The 21327-nt window shown below is 62.7% G+C and carries 15 protein-coding genes; 9 read left to right on the top strand and 6 right to left on the bottom strand.

What is annotated here, in order from left to right; all coding sequences use genetic code 11:
* Positions 1-33: 33 nt before the first annotated feature.
* On the bottom strand, positions 34-1968 hold the full coding sequence (gene nagB / locus LJ738_RS14345; RefSeq protein WP_227787112.1) for a glucosamine-6-phosphate deaminase: 1935 nt from the start codon (positions 1966-1968) through the stop codon (positions 34-36).
* 388 nt (positions 1969-2356) lie between these two features.
* Between nagB and LJ738_RS14350 the strand changes: the two genes are divergently transcribed.
* The 3 genes from LJ738_RS14350 (at position 2357) to LJ738_RS14360 (ending at position 8394) form a co-directional block, all read left to right on the top strand.
* Entirely contained in the window at positions 2357-5485 is a 3129-nt protein-coding gene (locus tag LJ738_RS14350) for a SusC/RagA family TonB-linked outer membrane protein (protein WP_227787113.1), read from the top strand.
* A gap of 32 nt (positions 5486-5517) precedes the next feature.
* Positions 5518-7074, top strand: a complete 1557-nt coding sequence (locus LJ738_RS14355; protein ID WP_227787114.1) for a SusD/RagB family nutrient-binding outer membrane lipoprotein — start codon at positions 5518-5520, stop codon at positions 7072-7074.
* A 66-nt stretch (positions 7075-7140) separates the two neighbouring features.
* Positions 7141-8394, top strand: coding sequence for a hypothetical protein (locus LJ738_RS14360; RefSeq protein WP_227787115.1), 1254 nt, complete (start codon positions 7141-7143; stop codon positions 8392-8394).
* Positions 8395-8689: 295 nt separating this feature from the next.
* On the opposite strand, the gene treF is transcribed toward LJ738_RS14360, so the two are convergent.
* The 3 genes from treF to LJ738_RS14375 form a co-directional block, all read right to left on the bottom strand.
* The gene (treF, locus tag LJ738_RS14365; RefSeq protein WP_227787116.1) at positions 8690-10351 is read right to left on the bottom strand and encodes an alpha,alpha-trehalase TreF; all 1662 of its coding nucleotides are present in this window, start codon (positions 10349-10351) and stop codon (positions 8690-8692) included.
* Between the two features lie 440 nt (positions 10352-10791).
* Complete coding sequence (locus LJ738_RS14370; protein WP_227787117.1) at positions 10792-12612, bottom strand: glycoside hydrolase family 10-like protein; 1821 nt, start codon at positions 12610-12612, stop codon at positions 10792-10794.
* Between the two features lie 184 nt (positions 12613-12796).
* On the bottom strand, positions 12797-13084 hold the full coding sequence (locus LJ738_RS14375; RefSeq protein WP_227787118.1) for a hypothetical protein: 288 nt from the start codon (positions 13082-13084) through the stop codon (positions 12797-12799).
* A gap of 146 nt (positions 13085-13230) precedes the next feature.
* On the opposite strand from LJ738_RS14375, the gene LJ738_RS14380 reads away from it, so the two are divergent.
* From LJ738_RS14380 to LJ738_RS14395, 4 genes are all read left to right on the top strand, one after another.
* The gene (locus tag LJ738_RS14380; RefSeq protein WP_227787119.1) at positions 13231-14064 is read left to right on the top strand and encodes a hypothetical protein; all 834 of its coding nucleotides are present in this window, start codon (positions 13231-13233) and stop codon (positions 14062-14064) included.
* Between the two features lie 132 nt (positions 14065-14196).
* Positions 14197-15069 carry a rhomboid family intramembrane serine protease gene (locus LJ738_RS14385; protein WP_227787120.1) on the top strand — a complete coding sequence of 291 codons (873 nt, stop codon included), beginning with the start codon at positions 14197-14199 and terminating at the stop codon, positions 15067-15069.
* Positions 15070-15190: 121 nt separating this feature from the next.
* Entirely contained in the window at positions 15191-16198 is a 1008-nt protein-coding gene (locus LJ738_RS14390; protein WP_227787121.1) for a zinc-binding dehydrogenase, read from the top strand.
* A 146-nt stretch (positions 16199-16344) separates the two neighbouring features.
* Positions 16345-16629, top strand: a complete 285-nt coding sequence (locus LJ738_RS14395; RefSeq protein WP_227787122.1) for a hypothetical protein — start codon at positions 16345-16347, stop codon at positions 16627-16629.
* Between the two features lie 205 nt (positions 16630-16834).
* On the opposite strand, the gene LJ738_RS14400 is transcribed toward LJ738_RS14395, so the two are convergent.
* Positions 16835-18226: an FAD/NAD(P)-binding protein gene (locus LJ738_RS14400; protein ID WP_227787123.1), complete on the bottom strand. Its 1392-nt coding sequence runs from the start codon at positions 18224-18226 to the stop codon at positions 16835-16837.
* Between the two features lie 150 nt (positions 18227-18376).
* The gene (gene rfaD / locus LJ738_RS14405; protein WP_227787124.1) at positions 18377-19345 is read right to left on the bottom strand and encodes an ADP-glyceromanno-heptose 6-epimerase; all 969 of its coding nucleotides are present in this window, start codon (positions 19343-19345) and stop codon (positions 18377-18379) included.
* 75 nt (positions 19346-19420) lie between these two features.
* On the opposite strand from rfaD, the gene LJ738_RS14410 reads away from it, so the two are divergent.
* Positions 19421-20314, top strand: coding sequence for an ABC transporter substrate-binding protein (locus tag LJ738_RS14410; protein ID WP_227787125.1), 894 nt, complete (start codon positions 19421-19423; stop codon positions 20312-20314).
* Positions 20311-21309, top strand: a complete 999-nt coding sequence (locus LJ738_RS14415; protein ID WP_227787126.1) for a FecCD family ABC transporter permease — start codon at positions 20311-20313, stop codon at positions 21307-21309. Before LJ738_RS14410 ends, LJ738_RS14415 begins: the two co-directional genes overlap by 4 nt.
* The last annotated feature ends 18 nt before the right edge of the window (positions 21310-21327 follow it).

The following is a 21327-nucleotide window of genomic DNA, read 5'->3' on the forward strand; positions in this document are numbered from 1 at the left end:
GCCTAATAAAAGGCCTCAATGGGCAAATAACGCCTAAAACTCCCACCGGACAAAGGCTTCGATGCCCTCGTACTCGGGCAAACCCAGTTGGTCGTAAAGCTTGGCGGTGGTGCGGTTGCGGGCCTCGCTGCGCTGCCAGAACTCGCGCTGGTCGGCCCCGGGGAAGAGCGGCCGGTCTTTCTGCGACTGGTGCTTGAAAATAGCCCGGCGTTTGCGCGTGAGCTCATCGGGCGAGAGGGGCACGGCCATTTCAATCTGGTCGATGTCCCACTCTTGCCAGGCGCCGCGGTAGAGCCACACCCAGCAGTCATCAAGCCAGGGCGTGCCCGATGCTTTGAGCTGGTGGATGGACTGGAAAATAGCGGCCAGGCACACCCGGTGGGTGCCGTGCGGGTCGCTAAGGTCGCCCGCCGCGTATATCTGGTGGGGCTGAATGCGGTTGAGCAGCTCCATGGTGAGGCGAATGTCCTCGTCGCCCAAGGGCTTTTTGCGCACCCGGCCGGTCTCGTAGAAGGGCAGGTCGAGGAAGTGAACATTGGCATCGGGGATGCCGGCCAGGCGGCAGGCGCTTTTGGCCTCGCCCCGCCGGATAAGGCCTTTTATCTGCTGTACCTCGTGGGAGTCGACCTGTCCGGGCGGCTTGTTCTTCAGGAATTCCGTGACGCGGTGGTAGAGGTTGTCGGCGGGCTCGACGGCGGGCAGGCGGAAGGCGTGGTCGTAGTCGGCCACGAACTCCGCGAAGCGGATGGCTTCATCGTCGAATACGGCAATGTTGCCCGAAGTCTGGTAGGCTACGTGCACCTCATGGCCCTGGTCTACAAGCCGCAGCAGCGTGCCGCCCATCGAAATCACGTCGTCGTCTGGGTGGGGCGAGAAGATGAGCACCCGCTTCGGAAAGGGCGCGGCCCGCTCCGGGCGGTAGGTGTCGTCGGCGTTGGGCTTGCCGCCGGGCCAGCCCGTGATGGTATGCTGCAGCTCGTTGAACACCCGAATGTTGATGTCGTAGGCCGGGCCCGATTGGGCCAGCAGCTCCGAGAGGCCGTTTTCGTTGTACTGCTCGTCGGTGAGCTTGAGAATGGGCTTGCTCACGCAGCGCGCCAGCCAGGTCACGGCCTTGCGCACCAGCGCGTCGTCGTGCCAGTTGCAGGGCAGGCCCAGCAGCCAGGGCGTTTTGCGGGGCGTGAGCTCGGCGCCGGCGGCTTCGTCCAGCACCACTTGCACATCGGGGTGGCTTTGCAGGTAAGTGGCGGGCACGGAGTCGGTTACTTCGCCTTCCACCATGCGCTTAACCACGGCGGCTTTGCCCTCGCCCCAAGCCATGAGCACAATGCGGCGGGCTTCGAGAATGGTGCCCACGCCCATGGTGAGGGCGCGGCGCGGCACATTTTCTTCACCGTAAAAATCGGAGGCCGCGTCGGTGCGCGTCACGTGGTCGAGGGTGATGATGCGGGTGCGCGAAGCCGGCCCCGAGCCGGGCTCGTTGAAGCCGATGTGGCCGGTGCGCCCAATGCCGAGCAGCTGCAGGTCGATGCCCCCGGCTTCTTTAATCTGCTCCTCGTAGCGCCGGCAATATTCGGCTACTTGCTCCGGCGGCACGGTGCCGTCCGGGATGTGCACGTTTTCGGGCCGGATGTCGACGTGGTCGAACAAGTACTCGCGCATGAAGCGCACGTAGCTCTGCAGCGAGCTCGGCGCCATGGGGTAGTACTCGTCGAGGTTGAAGCTGATGACGTTCTGAAAGCTCAGCCCTTCTTCGCGGTGCAGGCGCACCAGCTCCTCGTACACCCGCGTGGGCGACGAGCCCGTGGCCAGGCCCAGCACGCAGGCCTTGCCTTCGGCGGCCCGGGTGCGAATCAGGTTGGCAATCTGCGCGGCCACGGCCGCAGAGGCTTCGTCGGAGTCGGCGTAGATGCTGACGGGCAGGCGGGCGCCGGCGTGCGTGGGCAAGGTGGCAAGGGTGGGGGCCATGGGTGCAGGGAAAAGATGGGGCGAAAGAGAGAGGCAACCAAACCGGAAATAGGCGAAAGCTAACCAGGAATCAAAGCTATTATAATCTTTAATAATCAACTTTATCTATTCAAACAAAGCTTTTTCTCAACCGTAGGCTTGCAAGAAAAATCGATTTTTGTGCGCACATTTGGATGAGTTTTGCCTGAACATTTAGCACATCTGACTTCGGCACGCTACTCTTCTGATGCACACTTATACCAGCCTAAATACGAACATACCGTTGTGTTGTAGCAGCATAGTATTTTCTCCGACCCGCTAGGCCGGAACCTGATGGTGCATCTTGCCGGGGTTCCGGCTTTTTTTATTGGCTTCCATTTTTCTGTTTTCCCACCCCATTTTTATTCACATGAAAAAAAATTACTGGCTACTCCTGCTCTTGCTGGGTGTGCTGCTAGCGCCTCCCGGCTGGGCCCAAACGGTTCGCGCCGTGACGGGCGTTGTTACCTCTGCCACCGACCAAACCCCCCTGCCCGGCGTAACCGTGCTGGTGAAAGGCACCACCACAGGCAGCACCTCCAGCTCCGATGGCCGCTTCTCGGTGCAGGCAGCACCGGGCGCCACGTTGGTATTTAGCTTCATCGGCTACGCGCCGCAGGAGCGCGCCGTGCCCGCCGATGGCAGCGTGGACGTGGCCCTGAAAGAAAGCACCACCGGCCTCGAAGAAGTGGTGGTGACGGGCTACGGCCTGGCCCAGGCCAAGCGCGAACTCGTGACGGCCGTGCAGGAAGTGAAGAGCAAGGACATCATCGACTCGCGGCAGACCAACGTGGTGAACGCGCTGCAAGGCAAAGTGGCCGGCGTCAACATCACCTCCTCGGGCGGTGCGCCGGGTGAAGGCTCGGGCATTATCATCCGCGGCGGTACCTCGCTCGACGGCGACAACCAGCCGCTGTTCGTCATCGACGGGATGATAATGGACAACGGCTCGTTTTCGGAAAGCGCTGCCCCCGGCGCGGGCTCACAGTTCAACGGCCTGCTGGGCCGCTCGGTGGGCTCGGCCAACCGCGCCGGCGACCTCAACCCCGAAGACATTGAAAGCATCACGGTGCTGAAAGGCCCCGCCGCCGCCGCCCTCTACGGCCTGCGCGCCGCCGGTGGCGCCGTGGTAATCACCACCAAAAAAGGCGTGGCCGGCCGCACCACCCTCAACTACCGCACCCAGTACTCGGTAGACGAGGTGAGCCGCCTGCCCAAGATGCAAGACCTGTACAAGCGCGGCTCCAGCGGCATCACCGACCCCACCACGCGCATCTCGTTTGGCCCCCGCTTTTCGCCGGGCGAGCAGGTGTACGACAACGTGGGCAACTTCTTCCGCAAGGGCCACAACTTCCAAAACTTCCTGAACATGTCGGGCGGTTCGGACAAGGCCAGCTTCTTTGTGTCGGCCTCCAACCTGCAGCAATCCGGCGTAGTGCCCGAAAGCAAGTACGACAAAACGACGGTGCGCCTGTCGGGCACGGCCGAGATTTCGCCCAAACTCAAGGTGAGCGGCGCAGCCCAATACCTGACCACGGGCGGCGAGCGGCCCATTCAGGGCCCCGGCCTGTTTGGCTCAACGGGCGGCTTCCTGCTGAGCTTGCTCAACTGGCCGCGCGATGACGATGCCCGCAACTACCTCAACGCCGACGGCACCCGCCGCCGCCTGCTGGCCCGCGGCAACGGCACCGACGCCGACGCCGACAACCCGTACTGGACGGTGCAAAACAACCCCCAGACCGACCGCACCAACCGCTTTATCGGCAACATGCAGCTCAGCTTCAAGCCGTTTAAATGGGTGACGTTGAGCCACAACATCGGCACCGACCTGTACACCTCGCGCGTGACTTCGGTGCGCGCCGTGGGCACCTCGCAGATTGGCAACCAGAACGGCGGCCTGGCCGAAACCGTGGACCAGTTCCGCTTGACGACTGCCACCACACTGGCCAGCTTCACCCACGATTTCAACGACAACTTTGGCGGCGCGCTCGTGTTGGGCAACACCATTGAAGAGAACCAGGACCAGGCCGTAGACTACCTCGGCCTGATTTTCCAGAACCCTAATTTCGTGGGGCTCAACAACACGGTGAACCGCAACGCCCTGCAGCGCGACACCAAGCGCCACCTCATCGGCAACTTCGCTCGCCTGAACCTGACGCTGCTCGACCAGCTGTTTCTGGAGCTGCAGGCCCGCTACGACCAGTCGTCGACCCTGCCGCGGCCCGATGAGAACAAGATTTACGGTAAAGGCTTCCTGTACGGCTCGGCCGGCCTGGGCTATGAATTCACCAAAACCCTGGGCCTGGAGCAGAACAACGTGCTGAACTACGGCAAGCTGCGCGCCTCGATAGCCGAGGTGGGCAAAGACACCGGCCCGTACCGGGTGCAGTCGGCCCTGGCCCAGAACACCTACATCGGCGGCGGCTTCCGCAACGACTTCTTTGGCTCGAACCCCAACCTGAAGCCCGAGCGCACCCGCACCTACGAAGCCGGCGTGAACCTGCAGTTCTTCAAGAACCGCCTGGGCCTGGACTTCAACTATTACTACTCGCGCACCAAGGACCAGATTATTGCGCCCCGCGTGAGCCAAGCGGCCGGTTTCATCCTGCAGTACATCAACGGCGGCATCGTGACCAACGAAGGCCAGGAAATCTCGCTGACCGGCACGCCCGTGAAAACCAAAGATTTCTCCTGGGACATCATTACCAACTTCTACCACAACACCAACCGCGTAGAAGAGCTGCCTTTCCCGCTCACGGTTATCTTCCAGTCGGATGCCTTCATCACGGACGTGCACGAAGGCGGTGCCTTCCCGGGCCGCCCCATCACGGGCCTCGGCGCCACCGACTTTGTGCGCGTAACCGACCCCAATAGCCCCGATTACAACAAGGTCATCATCGGCAGCACGGGCTACCCTTCGGTAAACACGAACTTCATCTACGCTGGCAACCGTGCTCCGCGCTTTACCACGCAGCTCACCAACACGTTTACCTACAAAGGTTTGTCGCTGACTTCGCTGCTCGACTTCCGCGTGGGCGGCGTGGTAGTGAACGGCAACGACTGGTACCAGACCGGCGTGGGCACCTCGCCCCGCACCGCCGACCGCTACAAGCAGGTGGTGTTCGACGGCGTGGTGAAAAACGCCGACGGCACCTACTCGCCTAACTCGCGCCCCGTTGAGCTGACCCAGACTTACTACACCAGCATTCTGGGCCGCACGGGCACCGCCTTCGTGGAAGACGGCTCATGGGCCCGCCTGCGCTACGTGACGATGAGCTACGCCGTACCCGCGACGTTCCTGTCCCGCACCGGCTTCATCAAAGGCGTGGAGCTGAGCGTGACCGGCCGCAACCTGGTGTTGCTGACCAAGTACAGCGGCGCCGACCCCGAAACCTCCGCAGCTGGCGCCGGTGTGCGCGGCGGCGGCTCGAGTGGGTTTGACTACGGCAACGTGCCTGCCACGCGCGGCGTGGACATGGCTGTGCGCGTGAATTTCTAATTGACGGCTAACGCTGTCCTTCCTGCTATAATATGAACCTGAAACATTTTTTGATGGGCCTGGGCTTGCTGCTGAGTGGCAGTGCCCTTACGTCGTGCGAGAAATTCCTCGACGTAAACGACAACCCCAACAACCCGGTGGTTTCCACCCCCAACTTCGTGTTGCCGGGCATTATTTCCAACGGCCTCCAGACCCAGATGTTTACGGCGCTCCGCACGCCCTACATCACGCAGTACGTGGTGAGCCGCACCGCCAACAGCGGTACCAACGACCAGTACTACTTTACCAACGCGCAGAGCACCAACACCTTCAACTACTCCTACTATCAGTCGGGCGGCAACATCCCCGGCATGATAAAAACGGCTCAGGAAGAAGGCTCGCCGTACTACGTGGGTGCCGGCAAAATCATGCAGGCCCTGATTCTGGCGCATGCCACCGACATGCTGGGCAACATTCCGTACACGGAAGCCTACCAGGGCGGGGCCAACTTCACGCCCAAATACGACAAGCAGGAGGATATCTATAAGGTTATCAACCAGCTCTGCGACGAGGGCGCGGTGGAAATGGCCAAGCCCGCCAGCGCGGAGTTCCGCCCGTTCTACAGCACCAACCCCAGCGAAAGCGGCGACATAATGTACAAGGGCGACCCCCTTAAGTGGCAGCACCTGGCCTACGCCCTCAAGGCCCGCCAAGCCCAGCACCTCACCAAGAAAGCCAGCTACGACCCCAAGGCGGTGCTGGCTTTGTGCGCCAATGCCTTTAAATCGTCGGCCGAAGACGCCCAGATTCAGTTTCAAGTGGCCGTGGCTCCGCTCGCGGGCACGACCAACATCTTCGGCACCACGCGGTCTAACTTCGGTGGGGCTACTTTCTCGACCAACATCATCAAGTACCTGAACGGCACCACCTTTCCCGGGGTAGTGGACCCCCGTTTTGGGGTGATGGCGCCGACCATCAGCACCGGCGCTGCGCCCGGTGCCGGCACCAGCTCAACGGCCAACCTGACGCCTGGCTCCACACTCACCGACTTCTACGGCAGCTGGTATGCCCGCGACCTGGGCTACTACGAGGCCATTACCTACCACGAGGTGAAGTTCATTGAGGCCGAGGCCGCATACCGCTCCGGCGACAAGACCCTGGCCCTGAGCTCGCTGAAAGAAGGTATCCGGGCGCACATGAAGAAAATGAGCGGCGGTGGCACCTTCGCCGCCCCGGCCGTGACGTTCCCCGTCATCACGGACGCGCAGATTGCCGCCTACCTGGCCAGCGCTGCCGTGCCCCAAACCGAGGCTGCCCTGACCCTCCGGTCCATCATGGAGCAGAAGTACATTGCCATGTTCCTCAACCCGGACTCGTGGTCTGATTTGCGCCGTCTCGACTTCGACCCCCTGATTTATGTGAACTTCCAGTACCCGACCTACAGCGGCAGCGGCACCGGCCCGCTGGCCGGCAAATACCCCCGCCGCCTGCTGCCCGGCGCCACCGAAGTGACCGTGAACCCGAACGCCGTGGCCGGCCTCTACTCCGAAGTGGGTGCCACTTCCGACCAGGACTACGTGACCAAGCCACTGTGGTTTGACATGCCCTGAGGCACCCCGCGGCCGGGCCGCGCTTTCCTTTTCCGGCTTTCGGGCCTCACCTAACTGACTCTGTTTATGAAATCATATATACCGGCCCGCACCACGCTGTGCGGGCTACTCGCCCTGGCCATGCTGGCCACCGGCTGTAAAAAAGAGCTCGACGATTTTTACACCAGCGCCGGCGACACGGGCTTTGCGTCCATCACCCTGCCCAACCTGGCTGTGAACACCAAGTACGCGGTGGGCGAAACCATTCCGATTTCGTTGGGCTACAACGCGGCCGACCAACTCAAGAGCGTCTCCGTTTTCCAGGTGATTAACAAAACCGACTCGGTAACCACCGGCACGTACAACGCCGGCGGTACCCTGAATACCGCCTTGGGCCTGACCGTGCAAACGGTGCCCTACGTGGTGCCGAACGTGGCCAATGGCCTGCCCGTGCGGGTCGACGTTATCTCGACGTTTGCCAACGGGGCTACGCGCCTGCGCCGCTTCACGTACAACGTGGCCAACAACCCCACGCTGAAATTTGGGGCCACCCCGGCTACGTACCGCAACGGCCTGGCCGCCGCAGCCCAGAGCGAAAACGACCTGATTGGCTACTCGTTAATTATTAACGAAAACGGGGTTTCGACTTTCCCGCCGCCCGCCGCTACGCCCACGGCCCAGCTGTTCAAAGCAGTCGACAGCCTCACGTACTTCTCCCGCGTTGGTACGGGGCCGCTGGTTCGCCAGGGCGTGGTGAAAAACCCCACCGCCGGCGTGACCAACACCCGCACGGTTGATGTGAAAGTGCCGGCCGGCAGCAACGGGCAGGCGGTTACGTTTGCCTTCACGGCTTATGCCCAGGCCGGCTCCAGTACCCTGGTTTCGGCCCCGGTGAACGTGGTGACTCCCACGGCCCTGGCCACCTCGCGCCTGGGCCGGGTTAGCTTCGGCGCCGGCTCCACGCCCGACTCGCTGGCCTTCAACCTGAAGACCGGCCTGAACGAGCCTTCCGCTAACCCCGTGACCGGCAAAGACCTGCAAGTGAGCGGCCTGAGCTCCACGGGTGGCCTCACCTTGAACGCGCCCAACACCACGCGCTACTACAAGCTCACCGCCGCGCAACTGACGGCCAACCCGTACGCGACGGCCACTGCCAACGCCATCGGTACCCTTGTTTTCCAAAACACGCTGGTGGCTGACCTGGGCACTGCCACGGCAGGCGACGTATACGCCGTGAAAGTGCGCGGTACCAGCGAAGTTATGCTGTTGCGCATTCAGGCCGTGCGCCCCAGCACGAGCGGCGGAATCGGCAGGGTAAAGTTTGAGTACCGCTCCCTATAAGCGCGGAACAGCAAGCCGCTTAGATTCAGCAGCAGCTGAATAGATTGAAAAAGGGCCGCTTTCCTGATTGGAAAGCGGCCCTTTTTTATTTACCCTGGCTGTCATTAAGCAGTTATTCGGGTTGGATTTTACAATAACCAGAACGGTGGTAGAGACGCGACACTTCGCGTCTCCGGGACCGCGCCATGTGGGGCTCGTTGAGCCGTCATCGTTCAACGAGGAGACGCGAAGTGTCGCGTCTCTACACCGTTTTGGCATCTCAATAATTCGTTGCGACGGCTTCTCAGGCATGGTTTTACTCCAGCTTGTACCACTCCAGCAGCCGCAGCAACACGCCGTTGGTCCACCCGAAGCCGTCTTGCAAGGGGTACTCGCCACCCCCGGCGGGCCGGTTGGGGTTCACCACGTCGTATTTCTCCAGCAGCTTGCCGGTCTGGGTGAACACGCGGCGGTTAAGCCCAATCCAGCGGTGGGCTATAGTGTCGGCCAGGGGCAGCTGCTGGTACCGCCGCAGCCCTTCGATGGCCAGGTACTCCAACGGGGCCCAGCCATTGGGCGCATCCCACTGCTGGCCGGTTTTGCTCAGACTGGTAACCAGCCCACCGGGGCGGAGGAAATTGCTTTTCAGCTCTTTGGCCACCCGGGTAGCCTGAACGGGCGTAGCCAGCCCGAAGGCCAGCGGGTACACCCCCGCCAGCGTGCGCACCGCTGAGCGCTGGCGTTTAGCCCAATTGTAGTCCTGAAACCAGCCCAATTTACTGTCCCAGCACAAGGCCAGGAGGGCGGCCCGGCGCCGGGTGGCTTTGGCGGTGTAGTCGCGGGCTTGCACGGGCTGGCCGGCCACGCGGCAGGCTTCGGCCAGGGTTAGCTCCATTTGGTAGAGCAGGCAGTTGAGGTCCACGGGCACGAGGTCAGTGGTTTGGATGGTAGCTAGCCCACCGCCTGGCTGGAACCAGCGGCTGCTGAAATCCCAGCCGGATGCGGCCGCAGCGCGCACGTTGCGGTAGAACCGGGCCGGCGCCTGCTTACTGAGCTTGGCGGCTTTCACGTCTTCGGCGTAGGATTCCTCACGGGGCTGCGTGCTTTCGTCCCAATACCGGTTGAGCACGGCGCCGCTGGGCACGCGCACCACGCGGTGGGCGGCGGTACCGGGCGCCAGCTGCTCAGCCCCCAGCATCCAGTAGCGGTATTCGCTCTCTAGGGCCGCGCGGTAACGCAGCAGCATTCCGTTGCCCTGGTCCTTGGCAATCAGGTTGACCATGCTGGCAAAAAAGGGCGGCTGCGAGCGGGTAAGGTAATAGCTGCGGGTGCCGTTGGGCACGAAGCCATAGCGACTTATCAGGAACGCGAAATTGTCGGTGAGGTCGTGCAGAAGCTGCCCTTTGCCGGCTTCGGCCAGGCCCAGCATCGTGAAGTAGGTATCCCAGTAATACATCTCGCGAAAGCGCCCCCCGGGCACGATGTAAGGTTTCGGGAGCGGCAGCAGGGAGCGGAAAGCAGCCAGCGAATCATTGGGGTCGGCTGGAGGAGTGGCGGGCCGGGCCAGTACCGTCCAAAGCGTATCGAGCTGATGGCGCAGGCCGGCCTGGACGTTGCTGCGGAACGTGGCTACGCTATCAGTCGGCATAACGAAGTGGCTTTCCACAAACGCCTTGAGCTGAAAGCCGGGCTTGCTTTTTTCGCGCTGCCACGCGGCCAGTATGGTGGCCGGACGCTGCCGTGGCGCCGCATCAACGAAGGTTTTGCCGTCGGGGAAAACCCGGCCCATCTGCACGGCTTCAAACAGGCCCGGAAACAGCTGCCGCGGCGATGCTGGCTTGGGTAACGTGGCTGGAGTCGCCGCTTCCGCCACGGGTTTTGGCACCGCTTTGGGCGTCGCAGTTTCGGTTTGCGCGCGGCCAGCCAGCGGTAGAATGCTTAGAAGCGCCAGTGACCAGCCGAATAATTTTGTGCGCATCGATGATGATATGGGATGTTATAAACGCTGCTGGCGCGGCCCTGGGAAGGCTTCTACCGCAGCATATAAATGGGTACGAATTCCGGGCAAAAAGAATATTCTTTTCTTGGTGCTGGTTGGGCTAAATATCAATTTGGGCGTGGCAGCAGCAACGCTCTCAGGAAACTAGCTCAATAAAAAACGTCATGCCGAGCACCGCTCATCAACTTGCCCACGCCTCTTGTCATGCAGAGCGCAGCGAAGCATCTTATCAGGTGCGAACGAGTCGTTCAACGGTGATAAGATGCTTCGCTGCGCTCTGCATGACAGCCGATTTAGGTTACTGCCGAGGCAGAGATGCCGCGCTTCTAGTATCCGTCAGGTGATGAATTAAAGCGCACACAATTCACCAAAAAAAGAGGCTTCCCAATCTGGAAAGCCTCTTTTTTTGCTTTTAAAAATCAATTCCCAAACAGCTTCGCGAAGAAGCCGCGCCGCTTGGGCTTCTCTTTCACTTTCATCTTGACTTTGGTGAATGGCGTGGAGGCTTCCGGGCTTTCGTTCGTGCCGTTGGGCCGGAGCACGATGCGCGGCTGGGGGCGGCTCATTCCTGGCTGCGCGGCCACGGTGGCAGGCCGGGCGCCGGTGCTGGTGGCGCCGGCGGGTGCTTGGCCCTGGGCTATTTCGGTTGATTGCAGCCCCATGGTGATGACGCGCATGGGCCGGCTTTCGTTGTGCAGGCGGTCTACTGCCGTCACATAATAGGCGTAGGCTTGGCCGGGCACAGCGGCCGTATCCACGAAGGTGGCGGGGAAGCCGGGGGCGGGGCGGGGCAGCGCCAGGATGCGGCGCGGGTCGTTGGGCGTCGAGCGCTCGTTGGCTTCAAAGCGGTAGAGAACGTAGTACGTCGCCACGTCGCCATCGGGGGCGGCGGGGCCGGGCTGCCAGTTCAGGGTCACGTAGTGGCTGAGGCGGCGAAGCGTCAGGTTGGCCACGGGTAGGGGCGGCACGGCATCCATCCAGGGCATGGAGGGCACCAGCGCCGGATAGCGGAATAGGTTTTGGCGCAGCGAATCGGTGGTGTGCAGTGGATTGGCCAGTAATGACTTGGCCGAGAAAAATACGCTGCCGGGAGCCTCGCCGTCATACGAGCGGTTGAGCCGAATCTGGCGGGGCAGCTCTCGGGGGTTGCGCCAGGTGGTGTCGGAGCGGGTGCTTTCCAGCATGCGGTATGTGCCGTGGCCGATGTACAGGTGCCGGTCGAAGTGGTTGCGCGTCCACCATTCCAGCAGGATGGGGTAGGGCACGAGGCGAAAGTTGGAGCTCCAGTACAGCTGCGGTACGATGTAGTCAATCCAGCCTTTTTCCAGCCACAGGCGCGAGTCGGCGTACAGATTGGAAAAAGACGGCTGCCCGGCGCGGGTGTCGGAGCCCAACGGGTCGGCCGATTTGTTCATCCACACACCAAAGGGCGAAATCCCGAATTTTACCCAGCGCTTGGTGAGCCGGATGCTGTCGTGCAGGTCGTGAATCAGCACGTTAACGTTGTTGCGGCGCCAGTCGGCCAGCTTCTCAAAGTGGTCGGGGTTGAAGTCGCGGAAGGCGGCTTCGTCGTGAAACACCTGGCCCGGCTCGGGGTACGGGTAGAAATAGTCGTCGAAGTGAACGGCGTCGATGTCGTAGCGCCGCACCACGTCGAGAATCACGCGGGTGATGTGGGCTCGCACTTCGGGCAAGCCGGGATTGTACAGCAGCTGCCCGCCGTAGCGCAGAAACCACTGCGGATGCTGGCGGTAGGGGTGGCTGGGCGCGAGGCGGCGCGTCACTGAGTCCATGGTGGCGCGGTAGGGGTTGAACCAGGCGTGGAACTCCATGCCGCGGCGGTGCGCTTCGGTGATGAGGAAGGGCAGGGGGTCGTCGCCCCCGGCGGGGGCCTTGCCCTGCACCCCGGTGAGCCACTTGCTCCAGGGCTCTAAAGTCGACTTATAGAAGGCATCCGAAGCGGGCCGGATTTGTACAAACACGGCGTTGATACCGGCGCGCTGGCCGGCGTCGAGCAGGCGGCGATAGTCGCGGCGGTACTGCTCCGGGGCCTCGCCGCGCTGGTTGGGCCAGTCAATGTTTTCGACGGTGGCAATCCACATGCCGCGCAGCTCGTGCTTGGGCGGCGGGGTATCGGTAGAGTCGGCAGTGACTCGGGCCTGTACCCGAGTGCCCAAACCGCTCCAGGCAATGGCAAATAGAAAAAACAGGAAACGGCCAGCGTGGAAAGAACGGAGCATTAATCAGATATCAACAGCACGAATAAGTGCTGCAAATTACGGAGCACAACAGTAGCATATAGCCTGACAACGCAAGTTGGCCGGGCCTATTGCGCAAAAAGCAGGCGGAAGCAAGCAGCCCCGGCCGGGTTGGGCCACGTGGTACTGCTTGCTTCCGCCTGCTTTTTGCGGGTTGTGCTTTAACTCAGGAACCGGTCAGCTCAGTATCGGTCTGGGGCTGGTCGGGGTCGGACCCGGCAGGGCCGCCTTCGAGGCCGTTGGTCTGGCTGGCATCGCCGTAATCGCCGCGGATGCCCGCGCCGTCGCCCATGTTTTCCTGGGTGCTCTTGGGGGTGGCGCCGTCCTCGGTAGTGCCCGCTTCGGGGTTGCCGGTGGCGTTCTGGTCGGTGTCGGTGCCTTGCGAAGTGGTTTGGCCGCCGGTGCTGGCTTGGTCAGGACGCGGGTCGGTGGGAGTGGGCTCGGGAATGGGCATGGCTAGGAGAAAATGAAAGATTAATTGGGGCGCAGTGGCCCCGGAAGAAGGTTTACGGCGGCGGGGCTCAACGGTTGGGAATGGCTTATTGCCCGCCATTCGCCAACTTGCTGTCCGCATTCATTCCTCAGCCCCAAACTACTGCCGTGTCCGAAACCGCTACCGACTTCTACCACAAGAAAACCGACGCCGAACTCCTGTTTTTCGTCGAGCACCCCGATTATTACCAACCCAGCGTGGTGGATGCGGCGCGGGGCGAATTGAAGCGCCGGGGCCTGCTGCCCACCGTCAGCCCCGACACCCCGGCTTACGTACCTATTGAGACCAAGGAAACCAGCTCCAAAACCGGCGCGGTGGTGCTGCTGGTAGCCGTGCTGGCCATTGGAGCGGGCACGTTTCATTTCATGAAACAAAAAAATGATGCCGCCGCGGCAGCAAAGGCCGCTGCTGCCCACGTGCCTCACGCCGCGCCCCAGCTCACGGAAGTGGCCACCTCCGTGATTCCCAGCTACGAGGGCGTGGTGGCCGGCTGCGTAGAGCAGCAACTCAAGCGGGTGCCTGCTTCCGAAAAGGCCGATGCCAAGCACCTGCGCCAGTTCCGAGAGCTGGCCAAGCGCTTCTGGAGCGCCAATGCCCAGACTGAGTACCTCACCAACCAGGCCGAAGCTGGCAAGGCCGGGCCCATGTTTGCCGACCAGGCCCTGGTGGTGCGCGAAACGTGGCGCGCCTGGAACCACGCCGCCGTTTATTCCTACGGCTTTCGGCCCGCCATGCAAAGCCAGTATGACCTCATGGCCAAGGCCGCCAGCAGCCAGCAGCACATTCTGGACAATTTGCCGGACCTGCTGCCCGGGCGCAAATTTTTGACCGATAAAGAAATGGTAAGCCGCACGGCCGAAGTGCAGGATATTCTGGGCGGCCTGGTGCGGGTGTCGCCCGTAACGGGCCGGGCCTACAAGCGTACGGTGCTCAAAATGTAGCCGCTGCCATGGCAATGCGCGGGTTCGGTTGTTACTTAGTTGAGGCGGCAGAAGTAAGGACGCGGGCGCTACCATCGCCTGGCAAAGTGGCCGATTGGCAAGGTGGCGTGCTCCTTGCCGCGGCAAGTTCATATGGAAGCACCTGACCCCGATAACGGCTCTTCGGCCGCCAGTTCCACGGCCGCGCTGGCCGCTCAGCTCTTCGCCCAAAAGCCCGAAGCCGAGCTGCTATACCTGGCTCAGAATGCAGCCCGCTACCCGCCAGCCGTGGGGGCTGCCGCCGTGGCCGAGCTCGAGCGCCGGGGCCTGCTGCCCGCCCCCGGCCAGCCGGTCCCACCACCGCCCGCCGAGGACCAGGAAACGTGGGCTGAACTGATTGGGCACTTGTTCAAGGGGCTGTTCATTCCCTCGCGCCGCTTCCTGGCCACGCCGATTCTGCTCGACCTCAACCTGCTGGTATTCGGCCTGATGCTGCTCAACGGCGTGTCGGCCTCCAGCCCTTCGGGGCATCAGCTCATGCGCTGGGGCTCCAACGTATCCGGCCTCACGCTGAACGGCGAGCCGTGGCGGCTGCTCACTTGCCTGTTCATCCACGCCGGCCTCTCGCATTTGCTCCTGAATATGTTTTCGCTCTGGCTGCTGGGCCTGTTGGTGGAAGACCGGGTGGGGCCGGTGCGGCTGGTGCTGGTGTACCTGGCCAGCGGCGTGGGTGGTGGGCTAGCCAGCCTGTGGTGGCATGTCTACGGCATCAATTCGGTGGGCGCAAGTGGGGCTATTTTTGGCCTATACGGCTTCCTGCTTACCCTGCTGGTGAGTAAACGGCTGGTACTTGACAAGTCCGACCGCCGCGCCATGTTGGGACTGGTAATCTACTTGGTGCTCAGTAACCTGCTTTCGGGCCTGACCGGCAACATCGACAACGCTGCGCACATCGGCGGCTTGCTCACCGGCCTGTTTGTGGCCGGGCCGCTGGCCTTGGCCGGGCTCAAGAAAACTCTGCCGTAAGCCGTCGTTGCGTGCAGCTTCAGCGGTGCGCATTCCGTGTTGCGCGTCGATAAACAATGCGGGGCTTAACTCATTACAATGCCGCACTGTCTATCAAAACCTTCCTAACCCAAACCCACCTATGCAAGCCCTGCAGCTCGACGCCATCAACCAACCCGCCGCCGTCCGCGAGATTCCGACACCTACTCCCGCCGCTGGCGAAATTCTGGTGAAGCTGCACGCCGCCGCGCTCAACCACCGCGATGTCTGGATTCAAAAGGGCCAATACGCGGGCCTGCGCCTGCCCTGCACCCTCGGGGCCGATGGCGCTGGTGAGGTAGCCGCCCATGGCCCCGAGGTGCCCGCCAATGCGCCCGCCGTAGGCAGCCGCGTACTCATCAACCCTGGCCTGCGCTGGGGCGACAACCCCCGCGCCCAGGCCAAAGACTTTGTGGTGCTGGGTATGCCCGACCCCGGCACGTTTGCCGAGTACATCACGCTGCCGGCGCGCTACATCCGGCCGCTGCCTGCTCACCTGAGCTTTGAGCAGGGCGCCGCGCTGCCGCTGGGCGGCCTCACGGCTTACCGCGCGGCCTTTACCAGGGCGCAGGTGCAGGCCGGCGAGCGGGTGCTGGTGACCGGCGTAGGCGGGGGCGTGGCCCTGCTGGCCGCCCAGTTTTGCGCGGCCCGCGGCGCCGAAGTTTGGGTGACTTCCAGCTCCGACGAGAAGCTGGCCCGGGCGCAGGCGCTGGGCGCCAAAGGCGGCGTCAATTACAACGCCGACAACTGGGTGAAAACCCTGATGCAGCAAGCCGGCGGCCCGTTCGATATCATCATCGACAGCGCCGCCGGGGCTCCGTTCAACTCCCTGCTGGATGCCGCTGTGCCGGGTGGCCGCATTGTGTTCTATGGCGGCACCCTAGGCACCATCCCCCAACTGCCGCCGGCCAAGGTGTTCTGGAAGCAACTCAGCATCCTCGGCTCCACCATGGGCACCGAGCAGGACTTTGAGGATATGCTGCAGCTGGTAACCGAGAAAAGTATAATTCCGGTGGTAGACGAAGTATTCCCGCTAGCCGAGGGAGAAGCTGCCCTGCGCCGCCTCGATGCCGGCGCGCAGTTCGGCAAAGTAGTGCTGAAAATCAGTTAGTAACAAAGCGGGAAATTGAGCTAAAAAAGTCGTGGTTTTCTTGGCTCTAAAGTGAGCCAAATACTGCGTTGGGTGGAATGATAATGAGGATTTTGGGGTTAATGAAGCACGCCGTTATCCTCATTGATTCAGCCCAATTTTTCGTCATGAAGTCTGCTGCCGAATACCTCGAAAACCACGTTTTTGAAGCCCGCCGTCCGCGCCGCGAATTGCAGCCCGTTGTGGCTTATGCCGACGCCGTGCAAGCCATTGAGCAAGCCCTGGCTGATGCTGAGAAATACAAATATCTCCTGATGCGTGCCCTGCGCCGTCACGCCGACGAAACGGCGGTTACTGTCCCAGCTCAAGTCACTGGCACCGCTGCTTCCTTCTTTGCTGAAGGCGCGCCCGTGCTGCCCATCTACCCGAACCAGGAGCGCATGGCCGCTTAAGTGGCTTTGCGTTTAAGTGGAGCAGCACCATAGTTGCTCAATCGCCTGTCATGCAGAGCGCAGCGAAGCATCTTCTCAGGTTCGAACGAGTCGTTCAATGGTGATAAGATGCTTCGCTGCGCTCTGCATGACAGCCGGGTAGGTTATAAAACGAGGCCCCGGCTACTTTTCGAAGTAGCCGGGGCTTTTGTCTTATTGAGCCAGCTCAATCAATATTCCCCTCGCGGCGGGCTATTTCCAGAGCCAAATCCGCCGCCTGCTGCCGCAGCTCTGGCACCGCGGTTGATTCGAAATAAGCCGGACGGCGGCTGGGGCCGAGCGTGAAAAGCCCCGGTGAAGCAGCGCCACTGGTCCCCAGGACTGCCCCAGATTCGTCGGTGAGCAGGCCCAGCCGCAGCGGGTCGGGGTTGAGCTGACCGGCTTCGCGCAGGCTCACCACCAGCGGGTCGTCAATGCGGCCATAATCAAGTAGCGGGCCGGCACAGCACACCACGTGGTGGGCGGCGTGCCAGCAGGCCTCAGTGCCGTGGGGCCGTATGCGCACGCGCAGCTGATTGCCGGCGGGCAGAATCTCGCGCACCGTGCCTATCTGCATGTGTATCATGCCCGCCGCCGTTAGGTCGTCGATGGCCTGCGCGTTTTGTGGGGGGCTGCGATGCCGCTTTACCGACCACAGGCCCGCTAGGTGCCGCAAGAATCGGCATTGCTCGTCCAGCGGCCAAGCTGCCCAGATATGCCCCAAGTTGGGCCGAAGCGAGTCGAGCACCGGCCGCCAGTCGATGCCCCGCGCGGCCGCCGCCTGCAGGTGCCGCTTGAAAACCGCCAGCACGCCAGTAACCGTGGTTTCGTGCGCTAGCTCCGGGTAAAAGTTCGGGTAAGCGGCCGTTTCGGGACCGTGCGTCGCGGGCCAGCGGCCGTGCCGTGCCACTACCGTAATGGGGGCGCGGTGGCCATCCTGGCGCAGGGCCAGCAGCACGTCCACCGCCGTGAGGCCCGAGCCAATAAGCAGCACGTCCTCGTCGGGCCCAATGCGGCGCAGGTTGCCGGCCACCCAGGGGTCGGCGTGGTAGCCGGGGTGGGCGAGGTAGGCCAGGTCGGGGCCGGCGGGCGGCGGGGGCGGGAAATTGCCCAGCGCCAGCACCACGTAGTCGCTCCGGATTTCGGTGCCGTCGGCCAACTGCACGGCCCGGCGGCCATCGGGGAGGAGCGGGGCGGCTACGGCTTTGGTGGCGTGCCACTGCACCTGGCCCGTGCCCGGCGCCAGCGCGGGGGCCAGTTCCTCGTGCAGGTAACGCCCGAAGGCAGAGCGCGAGGCAAACTCGGGCATGCCGCCCGTACTTTCGGGCTGCTGCCGTAGCCACGCGGCAAAATGCCCAGGCTCATCGGGGTACAAACTCAGCACACCGGGCCGCACATTGAGCAGGTACTCGGGGCGCCGAGCAGTGTACGCCAGGCCGGGCCCGGGAATGTCGCGTGGCTCAATCAGGTGAATTTCGGCCTGCGCCAGTGCAGGCTGCCGCCGTAGCTGCAGCACCAGCGCCGTTCCTGCGAAGCCGCCGCCCACAACGGTAATAACGGGACGGCCAGAGTGAGTCACAGCGGAAATAATGGGTGGGAAAGCAGGAAGGATTTCAGCCTAAGGAGAAGCACGCCCAAAGCTGAACCAGTAGCAGTGGGAAAGTGGCAACCGGTGGCCGCCCCGATGGTTTTGGGCGGCCCAAGCCGGGCGCAAGCTAAAAACTTCAGCCTACAAATACTTGCCCGGTACCAGGTAGTTCTTCACGTAGTCGGCGATTCCGTCTTCCAGGTGCGTGAAGGGCAGGTCGTAGCCGATGCTGGCGAGCTTGCTCATGTTGGCCTGGGTGAAGTACTGGTATTTGTCGCGAATGTCCTCGGGCGTGTCCCGGAACTGGATGTCTGCGGTGCGGCCCAGGGCGTTAAACGTGTTCAGGGCCAGGTCCAGGAAGGTGCGAGCCTGGCCGCTGCCCAGGTTGTAAATGCCCGAATCTTTGCGGTGGTGCAGCAGGAAGTAGCACACCTCCACCACGTCCTTCACATACACGAAGTCGCGCATTTGCCCGCCGTCTTCGTAGTCCGGGTTGTGCGACTTAAACAGCACCATCGAGCCCGTTTGCTCAATCTGCCGGAACGCGTGCAGAATCACCGACGCCATGCGGCCCTTGTGGTACTCGTTGGGCCCGTACACGTTGAAAAACTTGAGCCCGGCCCAGAAATACGGCTTCTCTTTCTGCTGCAGGGCCCAGTTGTCGAAGTCGTTTTTCGAGTCACCGTAGGGGTTGAGCGGCCGGTAGAGCGGAAACAGGGCTTCGTCGGTATCGGTGTAGCCCAGGGTGCCGTCGCCGTAGGTAGCGGCCGAGGAGGCGTACACCAGCGGCAGGTTGTAGCGGACGCAGGCCTGCCACATCTGCTTGGAATAGTTCAGGTTGAGCACATCGAACACGGCCGGGTCCATCTCCGTGGTGTCGGTGCGGGCGCCGAGGTGAAACACGAATTCCACCTGCTCGTGGTTGGCATCGAGCCACTCAAAAAACGTTTCCCGGTCGACGTACTCGCGCAGTTTTTTGCCCTCGATGTTGGGCAGCTTCTTGGCAATCGAAAAATTATCAACCACCACGATGTCGTTGAAGTTGGAGGCGTTGAGGCGGGAAACAAGGCAGCTGGCGATGAAGCCGGCCGCGCCGGTGACTACTATCATACTGGGCGGATTTGGGAGAGCGGCAAAGGTAAACCGTTGCGGTTGGCCGTTGGCCATCCGGCCTACCTTTGCCCCATGCGTTACCCGTTACTGATTTCAGTGCTGGCTCTGCTGGCGGCCTGCCACTCCGAGCCCCGGCAAGCGGCTGCCGTAGCCGTGCAGGACGACTTGGGCCGCCACCTCACGCTGCCCGCGCAGCCGCGCCGGGTGCTGGCGCTGGCCCCCAGCATGACCGAAATGTTGTACGCCGTGGCCGATACTGCCACCATCGTGGCCCGCGTGCCCCAGGACGACTACCCCGCCGCCGTGCGCCGGAAGCCCGTGGTCAACAACTACCCGCTGGACTTTGAAAAGCTGGTGCTGCTGCGCCCCGACGTGGTGTTTACCATCGAAGGCATCACCTCCGTCGACGATGCCCAACGCCTGCAGGAGCTGGGCATCCCGGTGTATTACATGAAGTTTCGCCGGGTCGAGGACGTGTTTACCGGCCTCGAAACTATGGGCCGGCTCCTTGGCCGCCAGCCGCAGGCCCAGCACCTCGCCGATTCGCTGCGCCGCCAGCTCAAAACCCTCGCTGCCTCAGCCCAAAGCCAATCCGCCGCGCCGCCGAGGGTGCTGGCCATCACCTGGCAGGACCCCATCTACTGCTACGGCCAAAACACGCTGTTTACCGATGAAATCCGCTTGGCCGGTGGGCAGAACGCCGTCACCGAGACCTTCCCGCAGCCTTACCCGGCCCTCACCCGCGAGTACATCCTCAAGCTCAACCCCGACGTGCTGCTGGGCGGCAGTTTCGAGAAGTTGGACAGCACCTTTTTCAAGAACTATCCCGAGCTGCGCCGCATCCGCGCCTACCAGACCCACCGCGTATTTCCCATCACCGGCAACCTGCTCGAGCGCCCCGGCCCCCGCGTGCTGGAGTCGGTGCGCGAGCTGCAAAAGCTGTTATCAATTAAGGCCGCGGAGTGAAAAATCGCCCCCTGTTGTGTTTAGCCCTAGGCCTCGTGCTGATGCTGGCGTTGGTGCTGCTGGGCTTGCGCGTGGGCAGCTACTCCACCTCGTACCCTTTCATTCTGAATACGCTGCGGCACTACGACCCCGCCGACCCAGCCCAACTTGCGCTGGTGCAGCTGCGCCTGCCGCGCATCCTGCTGGCGCTGCTGGCCGGGGCCAGCCTGGCCGTGAGCGGCTACCTGCTGCAAACCTTGGTTACCAATCCTTTGGCCGACCCTTACCTGTTGGGCACGGCCTCGGGGGCCTCGCTCGGGGCCATTGCTTCTTACGTGCTGGTGCCGTCGCTCACGGTGGCAGGCGTGTATTTGCCGCCGGTAGCGGCGCTGGCCGGGGCATTTGGGGCCACGCTGCTGGTGGTGGCCCTGGGCACCCGACGCGGCCGCATTCTGCCGGCCCCGCTGCTGCTGGCGGGCGTAGCCGTGGGGGCGCTGGCGGCGGCCATTGGCAGCCTGCTCACCTTCCTGGCTTCGCCCGAGGGCAGCTTGCGAAGCGTGGTGTTCTGGGCATTTGGCAGCTTTGAGCGGGCTGGCTGGAGCGTGCTGCCGTACCCGGCGGCGGCGCTGGGCATCAGCCTGTTTGTGCTGGCCTTTCTGCAAAAGGACCTCAACTTGCTGCTGCTGGGGGAAGAGCGGGCCTCGGCGCTGGGCCTGCCGGTGGCACAGCGGAGGTGGCTGCTGGTGCTGCTGGCGGCTGGCCTTACCGGGGGCGTGGTGGCGCTGTGCGGCCCGGTAGGCTTTGTGGGCCTGCTGGTTCCGCACCTCACGCGGGGGCTGCTGGGCACCACGGGCCGGTACAATCTGCTGGCGTGTGCGCTGCTGGGCGGCGTGTTTCTGCTGGCCTGCGACTTGCTTGCGCGCCTGCTGTACCCGCCGGCCGGCCTGCCGGTGGGCTTAGTCACGGCCCTGTTCGGGGTACCCTTCTTCGTATATTTGCTGCGTAGAAATTCATAGTTGCCGGTTGTTAGGTAT

This window comes from Hymenobacter plasmatis (genome assembly GCF_020711255.1).
Lineage (GTDB): Bacteria > Bacteroidota > Bacteroidia > Cytophagales > Hymenobacteraceae > Hymenobacter.

What these genes read in the sequence shown, in the direction of transcription:
- nagB (WP_227787112.1), bottom strand. Translation starts at nt 1,968, where the DNA reads ATGGCCCCCACCCTTGCCACCTTGCCCACGCACGCCGGCGCCCGCCTG.
- LJ738_RS14385 (WP_227787120.1), top strand. Translation starts at nt 14,197, where the DNA reads ATGGAAGCACCTGACCCCGATAACGGCTCTTCGGCCGCCAGTTCCACG.
- LJ738_RS14375 (WP_227787118.1), bottom strand. Translation starts at nt 13,084, where the DNA reads ATGCCCATTCCCGAGCCCACTCCCACCGACCCGCGTCCTGACCAAGCC.
- LJ738_RS14410 (WP_227787125.1), top strand. Translation starts at nt 19,421, where the DNA reads ATGCGTTACCCGTTACTGATTTCAGTGCTGGCTCTGCTGGCGGCCTGC.
- LJ738_RS14370 (WP_227787117.1), bottom strand. Translation starts at nt 12,612, where the DNA reads ATGCTCCGTTCTTTCCACGCTGGCCGTTTCCTGTTTTTTCTATTTGCC.
- LJ738_RS14350 (WP_227787113.1), top strand. Translation starts at nt 2,357, where the DNA reads ATGAAAAAAAATTACTGGCTACTCCTGCTCTTGCTGGGTGTGCTGCTA.
- rfaD (WP_227787124.1), bottom strand. Translation starts at nt 19,345, where the DNA reads ATGATAGTAGTCACCGGCGCGGCCGGCTTCATCGCCAGCTGCCTTGTT.
- LJ738_RS14395 (WP_227787122.1), top strand. Translation starts at nt 16,345, where the DNA reads ATGAAGTCTGCTGCCGAATACCTCGAAAACCACGTTTTTGAAGCCCGC.
- treF (WP_227787116.1), bottom strand. Translation starts at nt 10,351, where the DNA reads ATGCGCACAAAATTATTCGGCTGGTCACTGGCGCTTCTAAGCATTCTA.
- LJ738_RS14360 (WP_227787115.1), top strand. Translation starts at nt 7,141, where the DNA reads ATGAAATCATATATACCGGCCCGCACCACGCTGTGCGGGCTACTCGCC.
- LJ738_RS14390 (WP_227787121.1), top strand. Translation starts at nt 15,191, where the DNA reads ATGCAAGCCCTGCAGCTCGACGCCATCAACCAACCCGCCGCCGTCCGC.
- LJ738_RS14355 (WP_227787114.1), top strand. Translation starts at nt 5,518, where the DNA reads ATGAACCTGAAACATTTTTTGATGGGCCTGGGCTTGCTGCTGAGTGGC.